Annotated in this window: 14 protein-coding genes and 1 pseudogene; 5 read left to right on the top strand and 10 right to left on the bottom strand. The window is 65.0% G+C overall.

Translation table 11 applies throughout. The annotated features are described in order from the left end of the window. Nucleotide 1 precedes the first annotated feature (1 nt). From ACOJUI_RS02550 to ACOJUI_RS02535, 4 genes are all read left to right on the top strand, one after another. Nucleotides 2-1,048, top strand: a complete 1,047-nt coding sequence (locus ACOJUI_RS02550) for an ABC transporter ATP-binding protein (protein ID WP_422116540.1) — start codon at nt 2-4, stop codon at nt 1,046-1,048. Nucleotides 1,049-1,080: 32 nt separating this feature from the next. Further along, entirely contained in the window at nt 1,081-2,817 is a 1,737-nt protein-coding gene (locus ACOJUI_RS02545) for an ABC transporter permease (protein ID WP_422116539.1), read from the top strand. A 36-nt stretch (nt 2,818-2,853) separates the two neighbouring features. After that, nucleotides 2,854-3,726 carry a glycerophosphodiester phosphodiesterase family protein gene (locus ACOJUI_RS02540; RefSeq protein ID WP_422116538.1) on the top strand — a complete coding sequence of 291 codons (873 nt, stop codon included), beginning with the start codon at nt 2,854-2,856 and terminating at the stop codon, nt 3,724-3,726. Between the two features lie 78 nt (nt 3,727-3,804). Beyond that, nucleotides 3,805-4,794, top strand: coding sequence for a LacI family DNA-binding transcriptional regulator (locus ACOJUI_RS02535; RefSeq protein ID WP_422116537.1), 990 nt, complete (start codon nt 3,805-3,807; stop codon nt 4,792-4,794). A gap of 172 nt (nt 4,795-4,966) precedes the next feature. Here the strand turns inward: ACOJUI_RS02535 and ACOJUI_RS02530 are convergent, their stop codons facing one another. From ACOJUI_RS02530 to ACOJUI_RS02510, 5 genes and pseudogenes are all read right to left on the bottom strand, one after another. Next, nucleotides 4,967-5,770 (bottom strand): FGGY-family carbohydrate kinase, encoded by an 804-nt coding sequence (locus ACOJUI_RS02530; protein WP_422116536.1) that lies wholly within the window; start codon nt 5,768-5,770, stop codon nt 4,967-4,969. A 12-nt stretch (nt 5,771-5,782) separates the two neighbouring features. Continuing rightward, nucleotides 5,783-5,887, bottom strand: a pseudogene (locus ACOJUI_RS02525) (hypothetical protein); the annotation flags it as partial. Nucleotides 5,888-6,321: 434 nt separating this feature from the next. Continuing rightward, the gene (locus ACOJUI_RS02520) at nt 6,322-7,641 is read right to left on the bottom strand and encodes a hypothetical protein (RefSeq protein ID WP_422116535.1); all 1,320 of its coding nucleotides are present in this window, start codon (nt 7,639-7,641) and stop codon (nt 6,322-6,324) included. Nucleotides 7,642-7,721: 80 nt separating this feature from the next. Further along, the gene (locus tag ACOJUI_RS02515; protein ID WP_422117599.1) at nt 7,722-8,549 is read right to left on the bottom strand and encodes a DUF4062 domain-containing protein; all 828 of its coding nucleotides are present in this window, start codon (nt 8,547-8,549) and stop codon (nt 7,722-7,724) included. A gap of 31 nt (nt 8,550-8,580) precedes the next feature. Next, nucleotides 8,581-9,891: an ISL3 family transposase gene (locus tag ACOJUI_RS02510; RefSeq protein WP_422114637.1), complete on the bottom strand. Its 1,311-nt coding sequence runs from the start codon at nt 9,889-9,891 to the stop codon at nt 8,581-8,583. Between the two features lie 655 nt (nt 9,892-10,546). Here ACOJUI_RS02510 and ACOJUI_RS02505 point away from each other — a divergent pair. Then, nucleotides 10,547-11,926, top strand: coding sequence for a TIGR02391 family protein (locus ACOJUI_RS02505; protein ID WP_422116534.1), 1,380 nt, complete (start codon nt 10,547-10,549; stop codon nt 11,924-11,926). Nucleotides 11,927-12,361: 435 nt separating this feature from the next. On the opposite strand, the gene ACOJUI_RS02500 is transcribed toward ACOJUI_RS02505, so the two are convergent. From ACOJUI_RS02500 to ACOJUI_RS02480, 5 genes are all read right to left on the bottom strand, one after another. Further along, nucleotides 12,362-13,569, bottom strand: a protein-coding gene (locus tag ACOJUI_RS02500; protein ID WP_422116533.1) for an IS3 family transposase whose coding sequence is annotated in 2 segments (ribosomal slippage) — nt 12,362-13,240 and nt 13,243-13,569 — 1,206 coding nt in all. Because the reading frame shifts where the segments join, the coding sequence is not laid out codon by codon here. 233 nt (nt 13,570-13,802) lie between these two features. Continuing rightward, nucleotides 13,803-15,536 carry a DNA/RNA helicase domain-containing protein gene (locus ACOJUI_RS02495; RefSeq protein WP_422116532.1) on the bottom strand — a complete coding sequence of 578 codons (1,734 nt, stop codon included), beginning with the start codon at nt 15,534-15,536 and terminating at the stop codon, nt 13,803-13,805. Continuing rightward, entirely contained in the window at nt 15,523-15,843 is a 321-nt protein-coding gene (locus ACOJUI_RS02490; protein WP_422116531.1) for a nucleotide pyrophosphohydrolase, read from the bottom strand. The genes ACOJUI_RS02495 and ACOJUI_RS02490 overlap by 14 nt, the downstream gene beginning before the upstream one ends. A gap of 347 nt (nt 15,844-16,190) precedes the next feature. Further along, complete coding sequence (locus ACOJUI_RS02485; protein WP_422116530.1) at nt 16,191-17,060, bottom strand: aldo/keto reductase; 870 nt, start codon at nt 17,058-17,060, stop codon at nt 16,191-16,193. A gap of 83 nt (nt 17,061-17,143) precedes the next feature. Further along, nucleotides 17,144-17,917: a VOC family protein gene (locus ACOJUI_RS02480; RefSeq protein ID WP_422116529.1), complete on the bottom strand. Its 774-nt coding sequence runs from the start codon at nt 17,915-17,917 to the stop codon at nt 17,144-17,146. Nucleotides 17,918-17,929: the final 12 nt, after the last annotated feature.

Genomic DNA, 17,929 nt, shown 5'->3' with positions numbered 1-17,929 from the left:
GATGATCACCTTCGAGAACCTCGTCGTTCGTTTCGGAGAGTTCACCGCCCTTCCGGACTTCTCGCTGCAGATCGAGGAAGGAGAGTTCTTCACGCTCCTGGGCCCCTCCGGCTGTGGCAAGTCCACCGCGCTGAGGACTCTGGCCGGCTTCACCGAGCCGGCCTCCGGGCGGGTCCTGGTGGACGGGAAGGACGTGACCTCCCTGCCGAGCGACCAGCGGGGGATCGGAATGGTCTTCCAGAACTACGCCCTGTTCCCGAGCATGTCGGTCCGCGAGAACATCGCCTTCGGACTCAAGGTCGCCAGACGTCCCAAGGCGGAGATCGACGAGCGCGTGCGGGCGATCGCCTCGGAAGTGGCGCTGACCCCCGCCCAGCTGGACAAGGGCGTCGCCGAGCTCTCCGGAGGTCAGCAGCAGCGCGTCGCGATCGCCCGGGCGCTGGTGATGCGACCGCGGATCCTGCTGCTCGACGAGCCGCTGTCGAACCTGGATGCGCAGCTGCGCGGCCAGCTGCGGATCCAGCTCAAGGAGCTGCAGCAGCAGTTCGGGATCACGAGCATCTACGTCACGCACGATCAGGACGAGGCGATGTCGATGAGCGACCGGATCGCCGTGCTCAATCAGGGTCGGGTGGAACAGGTGGGCACCCCGCAGGAGATCTACGAACGCTCGGCCACCGAGTTCGTCTGCACCTTCATCGGTTCGGTGAACCGCCTGCGGGACGAGTCCGTCCAGACTCTTGCGAGCTATCCGGGCACCCCGGTGCAGGCCGGTCGCTCCAGCTACGCGCGGGTCGAGCGGTTCGTCCTCCAGGACCGAGGACAGCCGAGCGAGGGGCTGCATGTCCTGGACGGAGTCGTCGAGCGCGTGGACTACCACGGCTACTTCACGCAGTACGCCGTGCGCGTGCAGGGTGATCCCCTGACGGTGCGGGTTCCGTATCACCCGAGTGCGGCGACCTTCGTCGTCGGCGACGAGGTCGCTGTCGGCATCGCCCCGCGCGATGTGCTGCAGTACGAGCGCACACAGAGCGTGGTGACGGCATGAGGGGGAAGCTTCCCACCTGGGTGCGGTCGCCGATGGCACTGATCACTCTGCTGGCCACCGGCTGGGTCGCGCTTGCGTTCCTGGTGCTGCCGAACGTCGAGCTGCTGACCGAGGTGTTCGTGGTCGACGGTCAGGCTTCGACCCGGGCCTGGGGCCGACTCGTCGGCTCCGAGCGGGCGATGAGCTCGCTGCGCAACAGCGTGGTCCTCGCGCTCACTCTCTCCGTGACGGTGAACCTGGTCGGCGTGTTCATCGTGCTGGCCACCCGCTACTTCAAGCTCTGGGGCCGGCGCATCCTGTGGCTCGGCTACGCGACCAGCCTCATCTACGGCGGTATCGTCATGGTGGCCGGCTACAATTTCGTCTACGGAAGCAACGGGATCCTCACCCGCCTGCTGACGACCGTGTTCCCCTTCGTGCCCGCGGACTGGTTCATCGGCTACCCCGCCGTGGTGTTCGTGATGACCATCGCCTCGACCGGCAACCATCTGCTGTTCCTCAACGCGGCGATGGCCCGGGTCGACCAGCAGACTGTCGAGGCTGCGCGGCAGATGGGCGCCTCCCAGTGGACCGTGCTGCGACGCGTGGTGCTGCCCACCCTGGTGCCGACGATCTTCGCCGTCACCATCCTTGTCTTCCTCGGAGGGCTCGGCGCGCTCGCGGTGCCGGACGTGGTCGGGGGTCGAGGATTCCAGACCATCGCCCCGATGATGCTCACCTTCGCGAACTCCCCCGGTTCGCGGGATCTCGCGGCGGCGCTGGCGATCATCCTGGCGCTCTTCACCATGACGACGCTCCTCGTCATGAACCGTCTCGAGCGCGGCGGCACCTACTTCTCGGTCGCGAAGGTCGCCTCGGCCCTCGAGCCGCAGAAGATCGAGAACCGCTTCGCCAACGTCGCCGTGCACGTAGTGGCCTACGCGCTGCTGGTCGTCTACGCGCTGCCGCCCCTGCTGATCGTGGTCTTCTCCTTCACCGACGCCCGATCGATCAACACGGGGACGCTGCGTGCGGACAGCTTCACCCTCGAGTACTACACGCAGGCACTGGTGGATCCGATGGCCCGCTGGCCGTTTCTGGTCTCGATCGGATACTCGGCGCTCGCCGCCGCGATCGTCATCGTCGGGCTGCTCTTCGTGGTGCGGGTGATCACCAAGTACGAGCGATCGCGAATGAGTGCCGTCGTCGAATACGTGCTGCATATCCCGTGGGTCATGCCGGGCACGATGCTGGCCCTCGGCCTGCTCCTGCTGTTCTCCAGTCCCCAGTGGGTGGTCGGGGGCCGCGTCCTGTCCGGCAGCATCGTGATCCTGCTGATCGCCTACGTGGTGGGGAAGATCCCCTTCACCCTGAGGCTGGTGAAGGCGGGGTTCGCAGGAATCAACAAGAACGTGGAGGAAGCAGCCGCCCTCCTCGGGGCGAGCCAGTTCTACACCTTCCGTCGTGTGATCCTGCCGCTGGTGCTGCCGACGGCGGCAGCGGTCACGGCGCTGAACTTCAACAGCATGCTCGACGACTACGACACCGCGGTGTTCCTCGCCCATCCCTTCTACCAGCCCCTGGGCATCTTCATCCGCAATGCGACCCGTGGGGAGACCAACGCCGACGCGACGGCGCTCGTCTTCGTCTACTCAGTGATCCTCATGGTCATCGCCTCGATCACCCTGTGGCTGATCTACGGCGGAGGAGCAGGACGAATACTCCGCGTGCTCGCCCCGCGACGGAAACCGCGCGAAGCCGCCCCGATCAATCCCGCTGACCAGGTCTGACCACGCCTGCCCACTCCTGACCCGAGGACCTCACTGATGACCGCTGCACCGTCCACCCTCACCGCCGAAGAGCTGCGCGCCGAGCTCGCGAACCTGTTCGACCGCGCCGGCGGTCCCCTCATCATCACCCACCGGGGGACGACCCTCGGCAGCTTCCCGGACAACACCGTCCGGGCCGCGATCGCCGCGCAGCGCAGCGGCACCGACGTCGTCGAGGTGGACGTGATCCGCTCCCTCGATGGGGTGTACTACCTGTTCCACAACGGCTACGAGGAGAAGCACTTCCTGTCGGGCACCGATCTGCGGACCCTGGCCTCGGCGGAGATCGACGAGCGCAGCTTCCAGTGGCAGGGCGAACGAGGGACGCTGCGGCCGGCCCGGTTGACCGATCTCCTCGAGGCGCTGCCCGATACCTGGTTGAACATCGACCGCTCGTGGTTCTACTGGCCCGAGCTGCTCGATCTGCTCACCGAGCACGGAGCCGCTCGGCGCGTCCTGCTGAAGTCCCCTCCGGAGGCTGCGGCACTGGCCGCGCTGGCCGCCCATGACACGCCCTTCCTCTACTACCCGATCGTGACGACGCCTGAGCAGTTCGCGGAGGTGCGCCGAGTTGAGGGGGTGAACCTCGTCGGCGCAGAGGTGCTCGCCTCAACGCCTGCCGACCCGTACGCGGAACCCGCCGCGGTCGCCGCCCTCGCCGAGGAGTTCCCGCTGGTCCAGGTCAACGCGCTGAACCTCGAGAACGGTGCCCGCCTCTACCTGGGGCATGACGACGAAGCGGCGATCCTGGATGGTCCCGACGCCGGCTGGGGGCCCCTCGTCCGCAGCGGCGCGACGGCGATCCAGACCGACTGGCCGCATCTGCTGCGCGACTACCTCGTGCAGCAGGGGCTGCGCACAGCGGGATGAGCCGCCCTCCGGTGTGGTAGGAACGGGCGCATGCCCCCTAGAAGAGCGTCTGCGTCGAACCGTCTGCAGGCTGTCACGATGGCGGATGTGGCTCGCGAGGCGGGGGTCTCGCGGGCCACGGTCTCGCGGGTGCTCTCCGGAAGCGTCGACGTGGCACCGGAGCGACGCGACCGGGTGCTGGCGGCGATCCAGGAGCTCGGCTATGTTCCCTCGTCGGGAGCACAGCAGCTCGCTGCGGGCCGGACCCGCTCGATCGGTCTGCTGATCCGCGACTCCCGCAACCCCACGTACGGACTGCTCCACGCCGAGGTCCAGAGGTGGGCCGAGGAGGCAGGGCTCGAGATCATCACGGCGATGCCGACCCACCACCGCGGCGCCCCGCAGGAGATGGCTGCCCTGCGGCGCCTGCTCGGGATGCGCGTGGGCGGCCTGCTGGTGGCCACCGGCGTGGTCAGGACCTCCGACATCAAGCAGTTCACCTCGGTGCTGCCCGTGGTGTCCGTCGGCCGGCCCGAGAACGACCCCGAGGTGTACGGCGTCAGCTACGACGAGGTCGACAACGCCACGCAGCTCGCCCGAGCGGTCTACGAGCACGGCCACCGCAGGGTCGCCGTCATGAGCACGAGCACCGAGAACTCCCTCGCCGAGAATCTCCGCGGGGACACCTCGGCCGCCGTGCTGCGCGAGCTCGGCTGCGAGGTGACGAAGATCGATACCCGGCGCTTCGCCCCGCTCAGCGAGATCACCGCCACGATGATCGATCTGGTCCGCGCCGGGAAGGTCAGCGCGGTGATGTTCTCCAACGATCTGTGGATGCTCGACTTCGTCACTCACGCCCGCCGCATCGGCATCCGCGTGCCTCGCGACGTCTCCGTCATCGGCTGTGACGGTGTCCTGCACGGGCTGCCCTACATGGATCTGGCCAGCCTGCGACTGCCGGTGGAGGTCGTCGCCCGCCGCTCGATCGACGTGATCTCCCAGCTGATGGAGACACCGGGCAGCATGGAGATCGTCCACGAGACCTACGGAGGCGAGCTGCAGCTCGCGGACAGTCTCGGGCATGTCTGAGGAGTTGCTCTGTGCGGCTCTCCCTGCAGCCATCCGAGCAACTGGTCGAACTCCTCGATGACGAGGACCTGCTCGGCCTCCACCTTCGCGCGCAGTCGTTCAGGGCGCAGGTGCTGATCATGGGCGGCGAGGAAGACCAGGTGTGCGGGAACGGCGCGACGCGACCCTCGGTTCACATGGCCTGCCGTAATCGTCTCCGTTCCGGCGCCATCGCCGCCACCATCTCGTACAGCCTCCGGTGCGTCGGTCGCAGCGCGGCATAGGCCGCAGCGGCCGACACGTCCGGCTCGGTGACCTCGCCGCCCTGCTCGGCGAGCGGGACGATGCGGTGGTCCAGACTCAGCGCCTCGGCGCCGGCGAGCGCGGCGCCGAGCAGCGTCGCGTCGGTGCCCTCGGCCAGGAGCACCGGACGGCCCGTGACATCAGCGAAGATCCGCCGCCACGAGGCGGAGGCCGCTCCCCCGCCGACAACGGGCAGCACCCGTCCCGCGTCGGCGGGATCGAGCGCATGGGAGAGCGCGAGGGCGACGCCCTCGAGGGTGGCGGCGTAGAGGTCCGCCGGACCGGTGGAGGCGTCGATGCCGAGCACGGCGCCGCGCAGGGTGTCGTCCCGGACCGGGAACCGTTCCCCGCCGAGCGAGGGCAGGACCAGCAGCCCCGTCGGTCCGCGTCCGTGCTCGCGCTCACGGGCTTCGAGCACCTGGTCGGCGCTTTCGGCCTCCGCGCCACCGAGGTAGGCATCCCGGGCCCAGGCGGCGGCCGCCCCGGCCGCGAGGACGGCGGAAATGTGCAGCTCGGTGCCGCCGGCCAGCGCGAGCCGGTGCGAGGCCCCATCGGGCGCCGCGGTCTGCTGGGCGGGCCGGACGCTCGCGATCCAGCCGCTGGTGCCGAGCGAAGCGTGGTACCGGCCTGGCTGGAGCCCCGTGATGCCGAGCGTGGCGGCGCCGGCATCGCCGGGAGCGAGCACGATCGGCACGCCTGCCGGCTGGCCGATCAGCTCCTGGGCGCTCTCTCCGGTGCACCCGACGATCTCGCCGGCCCCGGCGGTCAGATGCGGCAGCAGCGCCTCGTCGATCCCCGCGGCGCGGGAGATCGCCGGCGACCAGTGGCGGGTGCTCGCGTCGAGCAGTCCGGTGGCCGCGGGCCTGTCAGCTCGTCAAGCGTGATGCGATGGTCGCGCTCCTGTACAGCAACGACACGAAGTTCTGACGCCACAGGGCATCAAGAACTGAAGGGCCTGGGAGACGCCAACAGTGCCGCTCGCAGGCATTTCCGCACCGCGCCATCGGGCAGAGAGTGTCACTATTCCAATTCGTTAGTCGGCGCTTTCACGAGCTATGTGCACGCTGCGTGGGAAAATGGAACCGACCTCATCTTTGAATGACGGCGGGTTGCGCCGCCTACCAGACACAGGGCTGAGGTGGTAAGGGCATCATGAATCGGCAGGCAATGCTAATATCTAATCGTGAATCGACCCGCCCAACCGCGCGTAGATCAGGACGGCTCTTGGCCTGCGCCCTTGTGCCATCAGGGACGCAGGAGATCCGTGGCCAGAGCACTCCTCAAGGACTCCGGCGAGGCACCGACCTGCAGTGCAACCCAGTAGCGAACGACCAGAAGGTTCTCGCGCAGCGTTTCTCCCATCACTGCAGCATCGGGTGTAGCCCGGTCGGGGTGTTTCGCCCCCATATAGCATTCGATTGCCCGCATTTTCCACCTATCGACATCCTCGAGCGGAACGTCTTCCATATCCTCTATGATCGCGCCGAGTGCCCCGCGGAATGATATCTGGCCTCTCGCATTAAGGCGTCGCCCCTCATTCTTCTTGACTTCAATAAGATAGCCAAGGTTTTCCAGAGCAACTCCAGACTGGACCACAGAGGCATGACTCCATTGGTGCGCTGATCGCAACACCGACATCATCGGGCCAACGGCGTCGGCATAATCAGTGCGCAGCTGGCACCAACGTGCCACCCCGTCGACATCGATCTGCGCGAAGTGGAATAAGAATTTCGGATCCGACGCCCATGCCTCATGTTCAGGCAGCCAGTGCGTCACGACATCAAGCCAGCGAGCACGACCGTCCGGTGCCACCACGTCATCTTCGCGACGAACCTGGAGCCTTGCGATTCCAAACGGCCGCCAAGCCGAGAGAGATATAAGGTCGAGGAGTGCGTCGTGCGCCGCAAGATGTTCGTCCCACGAAACCGCAGAAGCTCGCCTAGTTTCCACCAACACTTGTTCGCGTACGAAAAACTTCCCTGCCTCAGGCCTCGCCGTACGCCACGTCGTTACAGCCGATAGCTCAAGGGCCTCAGACAGCACCGTAGTCTCGCTTTCAGGAAGTTCGATGCTCGCGCTCTTAACGCGCCCATCCCGATGGCGTTGAACGACCCATTCGCTGCCTCGAAAGCGCATCCACCTAGCTAGCGCCGGTACCTCCATGCGCATGCCGTCGATCTGCCCGTAGTCGAGCCGTCGCGCCCCGAGCACCGCGAAGTTCGCGATAATCTTGCCCTGGCCTGCATGAAAGCTCTGGCGAACTGATCCGAAGCTGCAACCGACAAGAACGACCGCGCCGTGAACGTCTTCGACGAGGAGCTGACGAGGGATGCGCGGGTATATATCTTGCTGAACCGGCCCGCCGGTAGGCGCGGCCGCCGAGTCAAACCATCCCTCATACGCGCCCTTGCGAGCGCCGAGCGGGCCCAATGGCACCGTCAGCTCCACATCATTTCCGGTGTCCCGCAACAGAACCGATATCGGTGGCGTTTCCGCGACACCGTCGACCAACCAGCCGAGCCGGGGCTCACCGACGACAAGCACGTTATTTCCCAAGCCTGCCACTTTCCTTCCCAACTAAAGCTGGCTGTAACCAGCATGGCTAACGGCGGACTCCTTGTCCGCAATGCGGAATAGTTGGATTGTCACCCAATATGGAACTCCTGCTGCTTCTCCTCGCCGTCCTCGCTCCAGCGAATGAGGAGAACGTCTTCGCCGTCACCGTCCATTGCGTATTCCACGTCGAAGCGTCGCGTTTGCCCTTTATGCACAATCGTTGGCAAATCGCCACGGCTCAAAAACATCCCAGCATCCTCGCGTGCAGGCTCAAAGATGACGCCCTCTGCATCGCGGTCGCCAACGTTCGTAACCTCAACCCAATGTCGCGTCCTATATCGCGGCCTACCCTTACTGTCATAGTCTCGTATTTCCCGCTCCTGCTTCGGCTGCACATTAAAGTGCACGCCCCCGTCGCGACGCCGCTGAATTGGGGCATCGAGAGCCATCTGGGAGATGTCAAATTCGACAGCTTTCCACACCTCATGTTCGAGTTGAGAACTATTCGCGAATTCGCCGAATAAGCCCCGCTCCCTGATCTGACTCTTAAATGCTCGCAGCCCTTCGAGCTGCTCTATGTCAACATCATTGGGCAAAGGCGAGCTAGAGAAGTAAAGATGGACGGGCTTCCCCTGTTCTATCGCGCGCTCGATCTCTTCAACAGTCCCCGACACTGCATCCGGCGTTGGCGCCCCGAGACGACTCCCGAAAAGCGCGAAGACGATGTCGGACTCATCGACGCCTTGAGCGTTAATCAGCGACTGTGGATGGCTGCCGAGTGTGGGCACGGCCGCTGTCTCCCACCTCCAGGGCTGAAGAATTACCTCCTTAGTGCGAGCGTTGGCTCCATTCCACCCGTGAATTGCTGCTTCAACTGCGTCGCGAGCGTCGCCAATATCGGACGGGGAAGCGATCATCACGCGCAGTACGTGAGCTGTGTATGCCGGCTCATCGCATTTGCGGGTGTAGCCGGGGTCTGAAGCCGCCTGATTCGAGGAGGCTGCGGGCGATGTAGTTGGTGAGATTCCGGAAGCCGAGGGCCGAACCGCGGAGGTGCTCAAGCCGGCCGTTGATCGCCTCGGTGGGCCCGTTGCTGGTGCCTGGGCGATCGAAGAACGCCAAAATGTCGTCGGCGCGTCCGGTCAGCGTCCGGCCGAGCTTTCCCAGCTCGACGAGGTTGTCTGGGACCTTCGCTCTGAGGGCCGCGATGACCTTCTCCATCATCATTCTGGCTCTGGTCCGGTCGGGTTCTCGATAGGCAGCGATCATGGCCTGGTAGATCTCCCAGGTCGCCTCGACCGCAGCATGCTTCTCGCTGCTGAACAAGCTGCTGAGGCGCTCGCATTGCCGCTCGGTCAACAGCTTGGTCCCGGTGTGGAGGGTGCGGCGGGACTTGTAGAGAGGGTCGTCTTTGCGGCCGCGACGCTTGTGGAGCTTCTGCTGGATCCGGCGCCGGCAGTCGTCCAGAGCGTCTCCGGCCAGGCGGACGACATGGAAGGGATCCATGACTGCGACCGCTCCGGGGAGGACCTCGCTGGTGGCCGTCTTGAACCCCGTGAACCCATCCATCGCGACGACCTCGATGCAGTTCTTCCACGCCTCGGGGCGGGCCTCCAGCCAGGCCTTGAACGCCGCCTTGGAACGGCCCTCGACCATGTCCAGCAACCGAGCGGGCCCGGTCTTGTCCCTGGTGGGGGTGAGGTCGATGATCACGGTGACGTACTTGTCGCCGCGGCGGGTGTGGCGCCATACGTGTTCATCGACGCCGATCACGCGGACTCCGTCGAAGCGGGCCGGGTCATCGATCAGCAGCCGCTTCCCCTCGGCGAGAACGGCGTCGTTAGCGGTATGCCAGGCCACGCCCAGCCCGGCGGCGACCCGCGCCATTGAGAGGTGGTCGATGACCAGGGCTTCCAGCGCCCACCGGATCCCGCCTCGGGAGAGCTTCGCCCGCTCTGCGGCCGCCGCGGTGGTGTCTTCGCGCCAGTGGCATCCGCAATGGTCACACCGATAGCGGCGAATCCGCACCAGCAATGTCGTGGGCCTGTGACCGAACGGCTCATGCGCCAGAGACCTGGCGACAGAGCCCCGCGAGGTCGACCGTGCTCCGCAGGCCCGGCACCACGGATCCTCCTCGGCGAGCCGACACTCCAGCACCGCCCGCGCGGCAGTGAGCCTCTGGCCGACCACGACCAGGCCAAGCTCCTCGAGGCGGGCGAAGGTCGTCAGGTCGGGGTCATCGAAGGTAGCGTTGAGCATGTCGAGGTCTTCCAGATGGTGAGCGTCAGAACTTCCATCTTCGGGAGACCTCGACGTCTATCCCGGCACCGACGCGCCCACCCCGCGTTCCACACCTACCCCCTCAGCTGCGAAGAGCCTGTATGCCATGCCCCCACGATACGGCTGGTCGCCGACACGCGCACGTCGGAATATGGCCTTAAGAGCACGAGACGAGGACTCCTGACGCACCTGTCACCAAGTGCACGATGACTGCAGCGGCGTTGCTACCGCGTCAGGCGCATAAAGCCGACTACGCCGAGGTCCGTTCCTCGGCAGTCGTCCGGGCATAGCTGGCGAGCTGATACTCAAGCCGCTGTCGCTGGGATGTAAGTAGCCGGGGCGCGCCGAGGATGCGGTCGACGACTCGACACAGCTTCTGATGAGCTTTACGCGATTGTCGTCCCTGATCTGCGGGTACGCCTGCGCGAGCGTCCGCTCAGGCCGGAGTGGCCTTGCTGCTAGCACGCCGCGCCCTGCCTCGACGATGGATGCGTGCTTGCCGTCGGTGAATGCTGGCGGAGGGATGTTGTTCCACGTGAACGTGGATGAGAAGCGAAGGTCGGACTTCATGCGTCCTTGACTTGGGGCTTCACAAGGTCGGTAATGAGCCAAGGACTGGTGCGATAATCGCCTGGTGAACTCGTCCGACAACGCACCGAACCTCGATGGACCCACGACCGACGAGATCGACCAACTCGCGGCTCGCCTGCCCGTCACCAGAGCAGCATGGGCGTTCCTCGAGCCGTTCTACGAGCAGGCGGACTTGATCAGCGCCTGGCCGATGGTCGACCCGCAACTACGGCTCTGCTGGGCACAGTGGTGGATTAGCGCGAATGAGGCCGCGCTCGAGGCCGAAGGGTACAGCCGGGAAGAGGTAGCTGACGCGTTCGTCCGACAAGCCGGGGCTCACCCGCTGTGGGAGCAATTTGAGCGAGTCGTGCTACGTGACTTCCGCGCGGCTATGCCCTTGCATCCGGACACTTGGGGAATCGGTGCCGCTGAGCGCGTGATTGACAGCAGCACGGAGGTGCTCTACGTGCTGCGCAATATACCGGCCAACGGGGTCTGGCAGCCTGGTGAGTCCCAAGAGACTGTCCCTCTGGTGATGCGCCACAGCGCCGGCAGGTGGCGTCTGCTCAACCTCGGCTATGAGCAGGTTCCTGAGCCGGGGTGGCCACCTGCCTTGTGGGGTCCACCCCGGCCTTCGAGGCTTTCGGCAGCTCCCCCGGCCAGCCAACAGACGCGACAAAATGATGATCCTCATGGCGCGGCTGTAGCGAGGCAACCCGATGACGGCTGGGTGCGGTCGCACCTCGAACGCTTTATCGACATGACTAGCCTTGTTGAGCCACCGTCTACGAGAAGCATCTCCCGTAACGGCCGCGACAGCCGCCGCATGAAGGCTCCCCTCGACGAGATCGTTTCAGCAACCGTGCTCATCGAACGAATCCTCGAGCAGGTCACGCCGACCTGGCGCAAGGATGTACCCGAGGATCTGGGAGGCCGCTGGCAACAGCACCGGGACGCCGCTTTGCGCGCGATCGCTGCCCTGGACCTCCACCCCGAAATTCAAGCCAGGCTAGGTGAGGCTCCGACAGGATCTCCTGCCAGCTTGCTGCACCCATGGGTTTGGGACGCTGCCCGACAGTTGTGGAGCGGTGCCTTTTTCGCCGAGGCCGTAGGCGCGGCAGCGCGCCGGGTCAACGCTAAGACGCAGCAGAAGGTCGACCGCAAGGATGTCGCGGATACCGATCTTTTCAAACAGGCGTTCTCGACCGCTCTTCCAGCGGAGGGCAGGCCACGGCTGCGGTTGTGGGAAGATGACGGTAGTCAGACTTACAGGAACGTGCACCGCGGAGCGATGGCTCTCGCTGAAGGACTGTTTGCCTCGGCGCGCAATCTAGCCGCGCACGAGGACGACTACGAACTAACGGAGAAGGAAGCGCTCGAGCAGCTCGTAGCCTTCAGCCTGCTCGCCCGCTGGGTCGAGCGCAGCCGTAAGATCACCGAGTGAGCCCTTTGTACGCGCGAGAATCCCTTCGACCGACGGTGGGGCGTCCACAAGACGATCGCTAAGCCGGATGGCTTGAGTGAGCTAAGCGCGCCTTCTCGCCCAGGAGCTCGGCCGCACTATAAGGTCGTCGGCGACTTCTGGGAGACGTACGACCTGAAACACCCACTGCAGAGGGTGGCGGACAGAACCGTTCGGGCAGCTACCGGATGGGCGTGGTAAGGCAAAGGGACCGCCGCCCCGGCGCTCTCCGGACGAGTCCGCATCTTCGCTTGAGCAGCTGAACCATAAACGGTCGGTGGTGGCACACGCCCGGCGGATTCACACCGACTACGATCGCCGCAGGTTGGTTCGTGCCATAACGGCGCGCCTTAATGTTCTGTGCCAGAAGTCCCTGACTACTGGCGGGACTGATGCGCCATCAGGTGTCAGCTGGGGCTAGGCCGCGAGACTGACGGCCGGGTTCATGATGGTCTCGTATTCGATGGGGGTCAATCGGCCCAGGCGGGCTTGGCGCCGGCGTCGGTGGTAGGTCCGTTCGATCCAGGTGATGACCGCGATCCGGAGCTCTTCTCGGGTCCGCCACTGCTTGCGGTACAGGACGTTCTTCTGCAGCAGCGCGAAGAACGACTCCATCGCCGCGTTGTCGCCGGCTGCGCCGACCTGTCCCATCGAGCCAATGAGGTGGCGACGGTTCAGGGCGTGGACGAACTTCCGGGAACGAAACTGCGATCCGCGGTCCGAATGCACGATGCAGCCAGCGATATCACCGCGCCGGAGCACCGCGCTATCCAGGGCGTTCACTGCCAGGCGGGCCTTCATCCGGTCGCTCATGGAGTAGCCGACGATCCGGTCTGAGAAAGCGTCCTTGATGGCGCAGAGGCAGAGCTTGCCCTCAACGGTGGGGTGCTCAGTGATATCCGTGAGCCAGAGCTCGTTGACGTCATCGGCGGTGAAGTCCCGTTGCACGAGGTCGTCGTGGACCGGCGGACCGGGCCGTTTCCCGTTCTTGCCGCGCTTCTTGCCGGACACGGACCACCAGCGGTTGTCTCGGCAGATCCGCCACGCCGTCCGTGCACACATGGGCTGGCCAGCGGCCTCCGCTTCGCCTGCGAGGAAGCGATACCCGAACTCGGGATCGTCCCGGTGGGCATCCAGCAGGATATTGGCTCGATAAGCCTCGACCAGCTCGGACTCAGTGACCTGCTGCTTGCGCCAGCGGTAGTAGGGCTGGCGAGAGAGCTTCAGGACCCGCAGGGACACCGCGACGGGGACCCCGTCACCGGCGAGCTCGCTCACGAGCGGGTAGAACATTTTCCCGGCAGGTTCGCCTGGGACAGGTAGGCAGCGCGGCGCAGGACCTCGTTCTCCTGCTCCAGCAGCCGGTTCCGGCGCCGCAGATCGCGTAGCTCTGTCGATTCCTCCCGGGTCTTCCCGGGCCGGGCCCCGTCGTCGACATCAGCGTGACGCATCCAGTTCGTCGAATACGACTCGAAAATCCCGAAGTCCTTCGCGATCACCGAGAGCTTCTGGCCAGGTTCACGGTTGCTCGCGACGCGGACGACGTCGTCCCGGAATTCCTGGGGATAGGGAGCAGGCCATGGTGCACATCCTTCCCTGCGACACGCTTCAGCGCCACAGATCATGAGTCACCTAAACGTGCATTAGTCCCCTTCCCTTGTCACTCCGACTCACCGCCTCGCGGCAGGACAACCTCCCTGGTCATCACAGCTAAAAGTCGACACCCCCATCTGCCCGACGCCTGCGCGGGGCATGCTTGCGGCTTCACTTCCACTGCTGTTGGAACAGCATCGGGCCCACGGCCGCCATACGCCCGAGGAACCTGGTGCCGGCGCGTCCCTGTATCCCATGACTGCGGCTATGCATGGCTGTTTACCGCAGCCATGGTGCCCATGTGCTCAGCAGCCACCAGGTGCGGGGCGTACACATACGTTCCCTTGATCCCTCTGGTCATCAGAACTGAGTAGACGTTGCGGATGTACCGCGCGAGGTCCTCGACAGTGGTGGGGCGATCCCTCAGCGTATTATTGCTCTTTCCGCGCTGATCGAAGTAGCTCCTCTTGTCCGCGAAGAGCTCGCCGGTCCGAGGGTCGCGCTGCAGGTCCTGCCCGAAGATCACTCCCGCATAGTTCAAGTCATACCCCTGCACCGTGTGAATCGAACCAACCTCCTCCGCCGAGGTGGGCGAGTTGATCCAGTCCACCTGCCGCTGGTTCCACCGGAACCTGAGCCCGTCGATCTCAATGTCGTAGGCCGCCTTGTCCTTCCGACTGGCCCACTTCCAGGCATATCCGGCGACGAGCCGCGACAGGCCTGCCTCACGCTCCCGCTGCTCGATGGCTTCGACCATCGCGCCGAAGTGGTCGAAGATCCGGAAGTCGTACTCCCCGAAGTCGGGCACCTCCGTGGGCGGGTCATCCGAGAGGAACCGGCGCACGAAGTCGATGTAGTCGTTGCCGCCGGCGACCCGCATCTGGGACAGCAGCGGGTAGTGCCGATGCTCCGTTCTCGCCCGCGCGACGACGGTCTCGAAGACCTCCGGCTCGATGTCCGACGGTCGCACGCTCTGCGCAGTGTCCAGCAGGAGCACGGTGTGCTTCGCCTTCTTGCGGATCCAGTCCAGCTGGTTGAGCTCGGGATTCATGCTTCCGAAAAGGGATTCGGTGATGCTGCGGAAGTCCCTGGTCTGGGTTCCCATGGCCTGCGCGGAGTACTGGTTGAGTCGGTGCGCCTCGTCGACGATCAGCACGTCCCACTCCCCCACGGACTTGCCCACGTCGAAGGCCGTCAACACCGGGGTGTTCTGCAAGGCGGGAGTCTTCTTGAAGACCGAGGCGATGGAGCCACGCAGTGACTGCTGCGGGACAACGAGGCCGATCCGCAGGTGCTGGAAGTGTTCGCGCGTCCCTTCGAAGAAGAACTCGGAGAACATCGAGTCGGGGTCGAGATCCTCGGCCGGCTCGTACTCGGCGATGTCGCGCAGCAGCTTCGTGAGGTAGATGCCGACGATCGTCTTCCCGGTGCCGGGATCCCCCTGCACTACGGACAGACTCTTCCGGTCTGCTTCGAGGTCGTCGCGCAGGCCTTCGAGGATCGCTTCAACGGCGACGGCCTGATCGGAGTTCAGGGCCTTGTACGGAGAGAGCTTGAAGAGGTCGCTGTTCTCGATCTCGGGGATGGTCCGCGAGAAGAGACCCTCCTGACGGAGCGCCTCGAAGACGTCCTCGAACGTCTCGCGGTATTCGTCGCGCCGGTAGTAGTCCGGGTTGACGATGCCGTCGTTGCGGTTCATGACCATGAATTTCTCATCGCCGGAGAACCACCGGATGAGGGTGGACTCGAGGTCGAGGCAGGCGGACTTGTTGAAGCGCTCGTCGACGATCACGCGCACGCGGCGGAGGTTCTGCTTGTCCGGGTTCGCGCGGTGCTGACGCATTCGCTTGGCCACATGCTGTGATTCGCCGACGTACACGTCGCGCTGGTTGTCGATCGTGTAGACGACGGGCCAGTCCTTGAAGCGCGGATGAAGCCGTTCCATCGAGGCCAGTATGTCGTCGTCGAAGGCGACGCTCTCGACGTCAAAGCTGGTCATACTTCGTGCTCCGCCCCTTCGCCTTCTCGACCGGGTACTTGCGGTTGGTGCGCTCGAGCTTGTCCAGGACAATCTGCTCGGGGTCAAGACCCAGGCGGTCAGCGAGGAGCAGGGCGTAGGTCAGCACATCGGCCAGTTCGTCAGCCACTCGGTCGCGCTCCGCATCCGCGTTCCACTGGAAGCACTCGAGCAATTCACCGGATTCGATCGCCACGGACTTGGCGAGGTTCTCCGGGCTGTGGAACTGGTTCCAGTCGCGGTCGGCCATGAAGGCGCGCAGAGTCTTGAGGACGGCGTCGGTGCTCACCCTGAGAAGGTATCAGCGGCAACAGGCTGCGCACTCGCCTCTCCCAGACCGCCCAGCGCCTGTCTCCGTGCGCAGAACGTCACCGATCCGGAATGCAGGCCCGATGCCCGGCCGGAGCCGTAGCGCTAGGACCCGGACGGCACCGCGCTACGGCTCACAACTGGCGCATCCGTCGCAACCGCTACCTGACCTCGCTCGGCCGCCTCACGTTCTGGCATGGACGCCGCGCTCCTCTTGCGCCGCAGCGCCCGTCCGCCCATGAACTCACTGATATGGCTGCACCGAAGGAGGTCATGTTGCTCTGGTTCAGCTCGCCAACCGGTACGTGACCCCGCGAGTCTGGATAGTCAGTGCAACCAGAGCTCCGTCGGAGGCACGAGCTCCTCGATCCGTTCCCACAAGCGTTGCGGCACCTCCGTAGCCAGCGCCTCAAGAGTTTGCGGGATCCTCTCCTTCTTGCTGAACCCGATGGCCGTCGACGCGACGCGCGGATCCCGCAACGAGAACTGGATGGCGAGTGTTGCGAGCGGGATGCCTTCCGCCGTGGTCTCCTCCTCCATACGCCGAGCCACCTCGAGCACTCCGGGCTTGAGCGGCAGGTAGCCGTACAGCGCGTGATCTTGCTGTGGCCGGGAGAGCACACCGGCGCCGAGTACCGCTCCGTTGACGATGCCGACGCCTTCGGAGAAAGCTCGGTCGTACAGCTCATCCGCGCTGCGATCGATCAGCGTGTACCTCGAGTGCATGAGGAGCACCTCGAATTCGCCGGTATCCAGGAAACGGTGTGCCAGCTCGATGCTCCCCGTCGCGATCCCGAGGTGATCCGCCTTCCCCGTCTTGCGGGCCTCGACCATCGCCTCCACGGCACCGCCCGGACCAAAGAAGTCCACCTCCGGGTAGTACTCAGGGTCGTGGAGGTACAGCACCGGAAAATCGTCCATACCCAATCTCTCGGCGGATTCCTCGATCGAAGCGAGCACCCGACGCCCGGAGAAGTCGCCGTTGCGCCCGTCGGCCTTGGTGGCGATGACGAAACCCTCAGGTGCGCCTCCCCGAGCCTGGAGGGCAGCGCCGATTCGTCTCTCGCTCTCACCACCCGAGTACCCGTTCGAGGTGTCGAGGAAGGAGATGGGCGACTCGAAGAGCGACGAGAGCATGGCGCTCGCATCGTCTTCGGGCACCTCGTACCCGAAGATCTGTGGCACCGACCCGAGCACGCCGCCTCCGGCGCAGATCGCAGAGACCTGTAGTTCGGTGCGCCCCAGCGACCGCATCCAACCGGGCCCACCCGGACGTGGGATCACGCGGCCCCTCTTCCGGTGCCGTTGCTCAGCACGACTCCGTCCGGATCGAGCACCTGATCCTCGTGGTGAGCTGCCCCGTGAGGCGGCCAGGCATCTGCCCCGCTGAGCACCACACTGTCGAACCCCAAGGCCCCGGGGGCGGGTGACGTCGGCGTCGTCTCCACGTCGTAGGCAAAGAGTTCGAGCACCGTGTTCCCTTGCGTGAGGAAGCGGATCCGGAAGCCCCGTGGATCAGAGGGCTGGTCGAGGCTTCCATGGTGGCGGAACCCGAGGGGCGCGTAGAAGGCCTGCGTCGCTGCGAAGTCCGCCACCGTCTCCGCGACATGGTCGAACCGCGGTCGTTCAGGAACGCCCAGCGCATACTCGGCGTCGACGAGCTCCTGGTCAGCGACGGCGTGGTACTGCAGGTCTCCCTGGACGAACTCCAGAAGGGTGCCGTCCGGATCGTAGAAGAAGGCAATGCGCACACCCCCTTCAGCATTGAGCGGTGCGAGGTGGATGGGTACGCCATCGGCCTCGATGCCGGCGAAGAGCGAGTCGGTATCGGCCACCTTGAAGCCGATATGACGGAAGCCGCGGTGGAGGTCGTCCTTGTGCCAGGTCGAGGCGACGGACCCGTCCACCCGTTGCAAGCGGATCGTCGCGGTTACCAGGTCCAGCAGCGCATGCTCATGGTCCTCCTCCATCACCTCGGCTGCGAGATGCTTCGTATAGAAGGCGCGGGAGACCGCGACGTCCCGGACGTTGATGCGGATCGATTCAATGCTCATGGATTCTCTTTC

This window comes from Brachybacterium sp. UNK5269, from assembly GCF_049266655.1.
Taxonomy (GTDB): domain Bacteria; phylum Actinomycetota; class Actinomycetes; order Actinomycetales; family Dermabacteraceae; genus Brachybacterium.
This window is presented reverse-complemented; position numbering and strand designations above follow the sequence as displayed.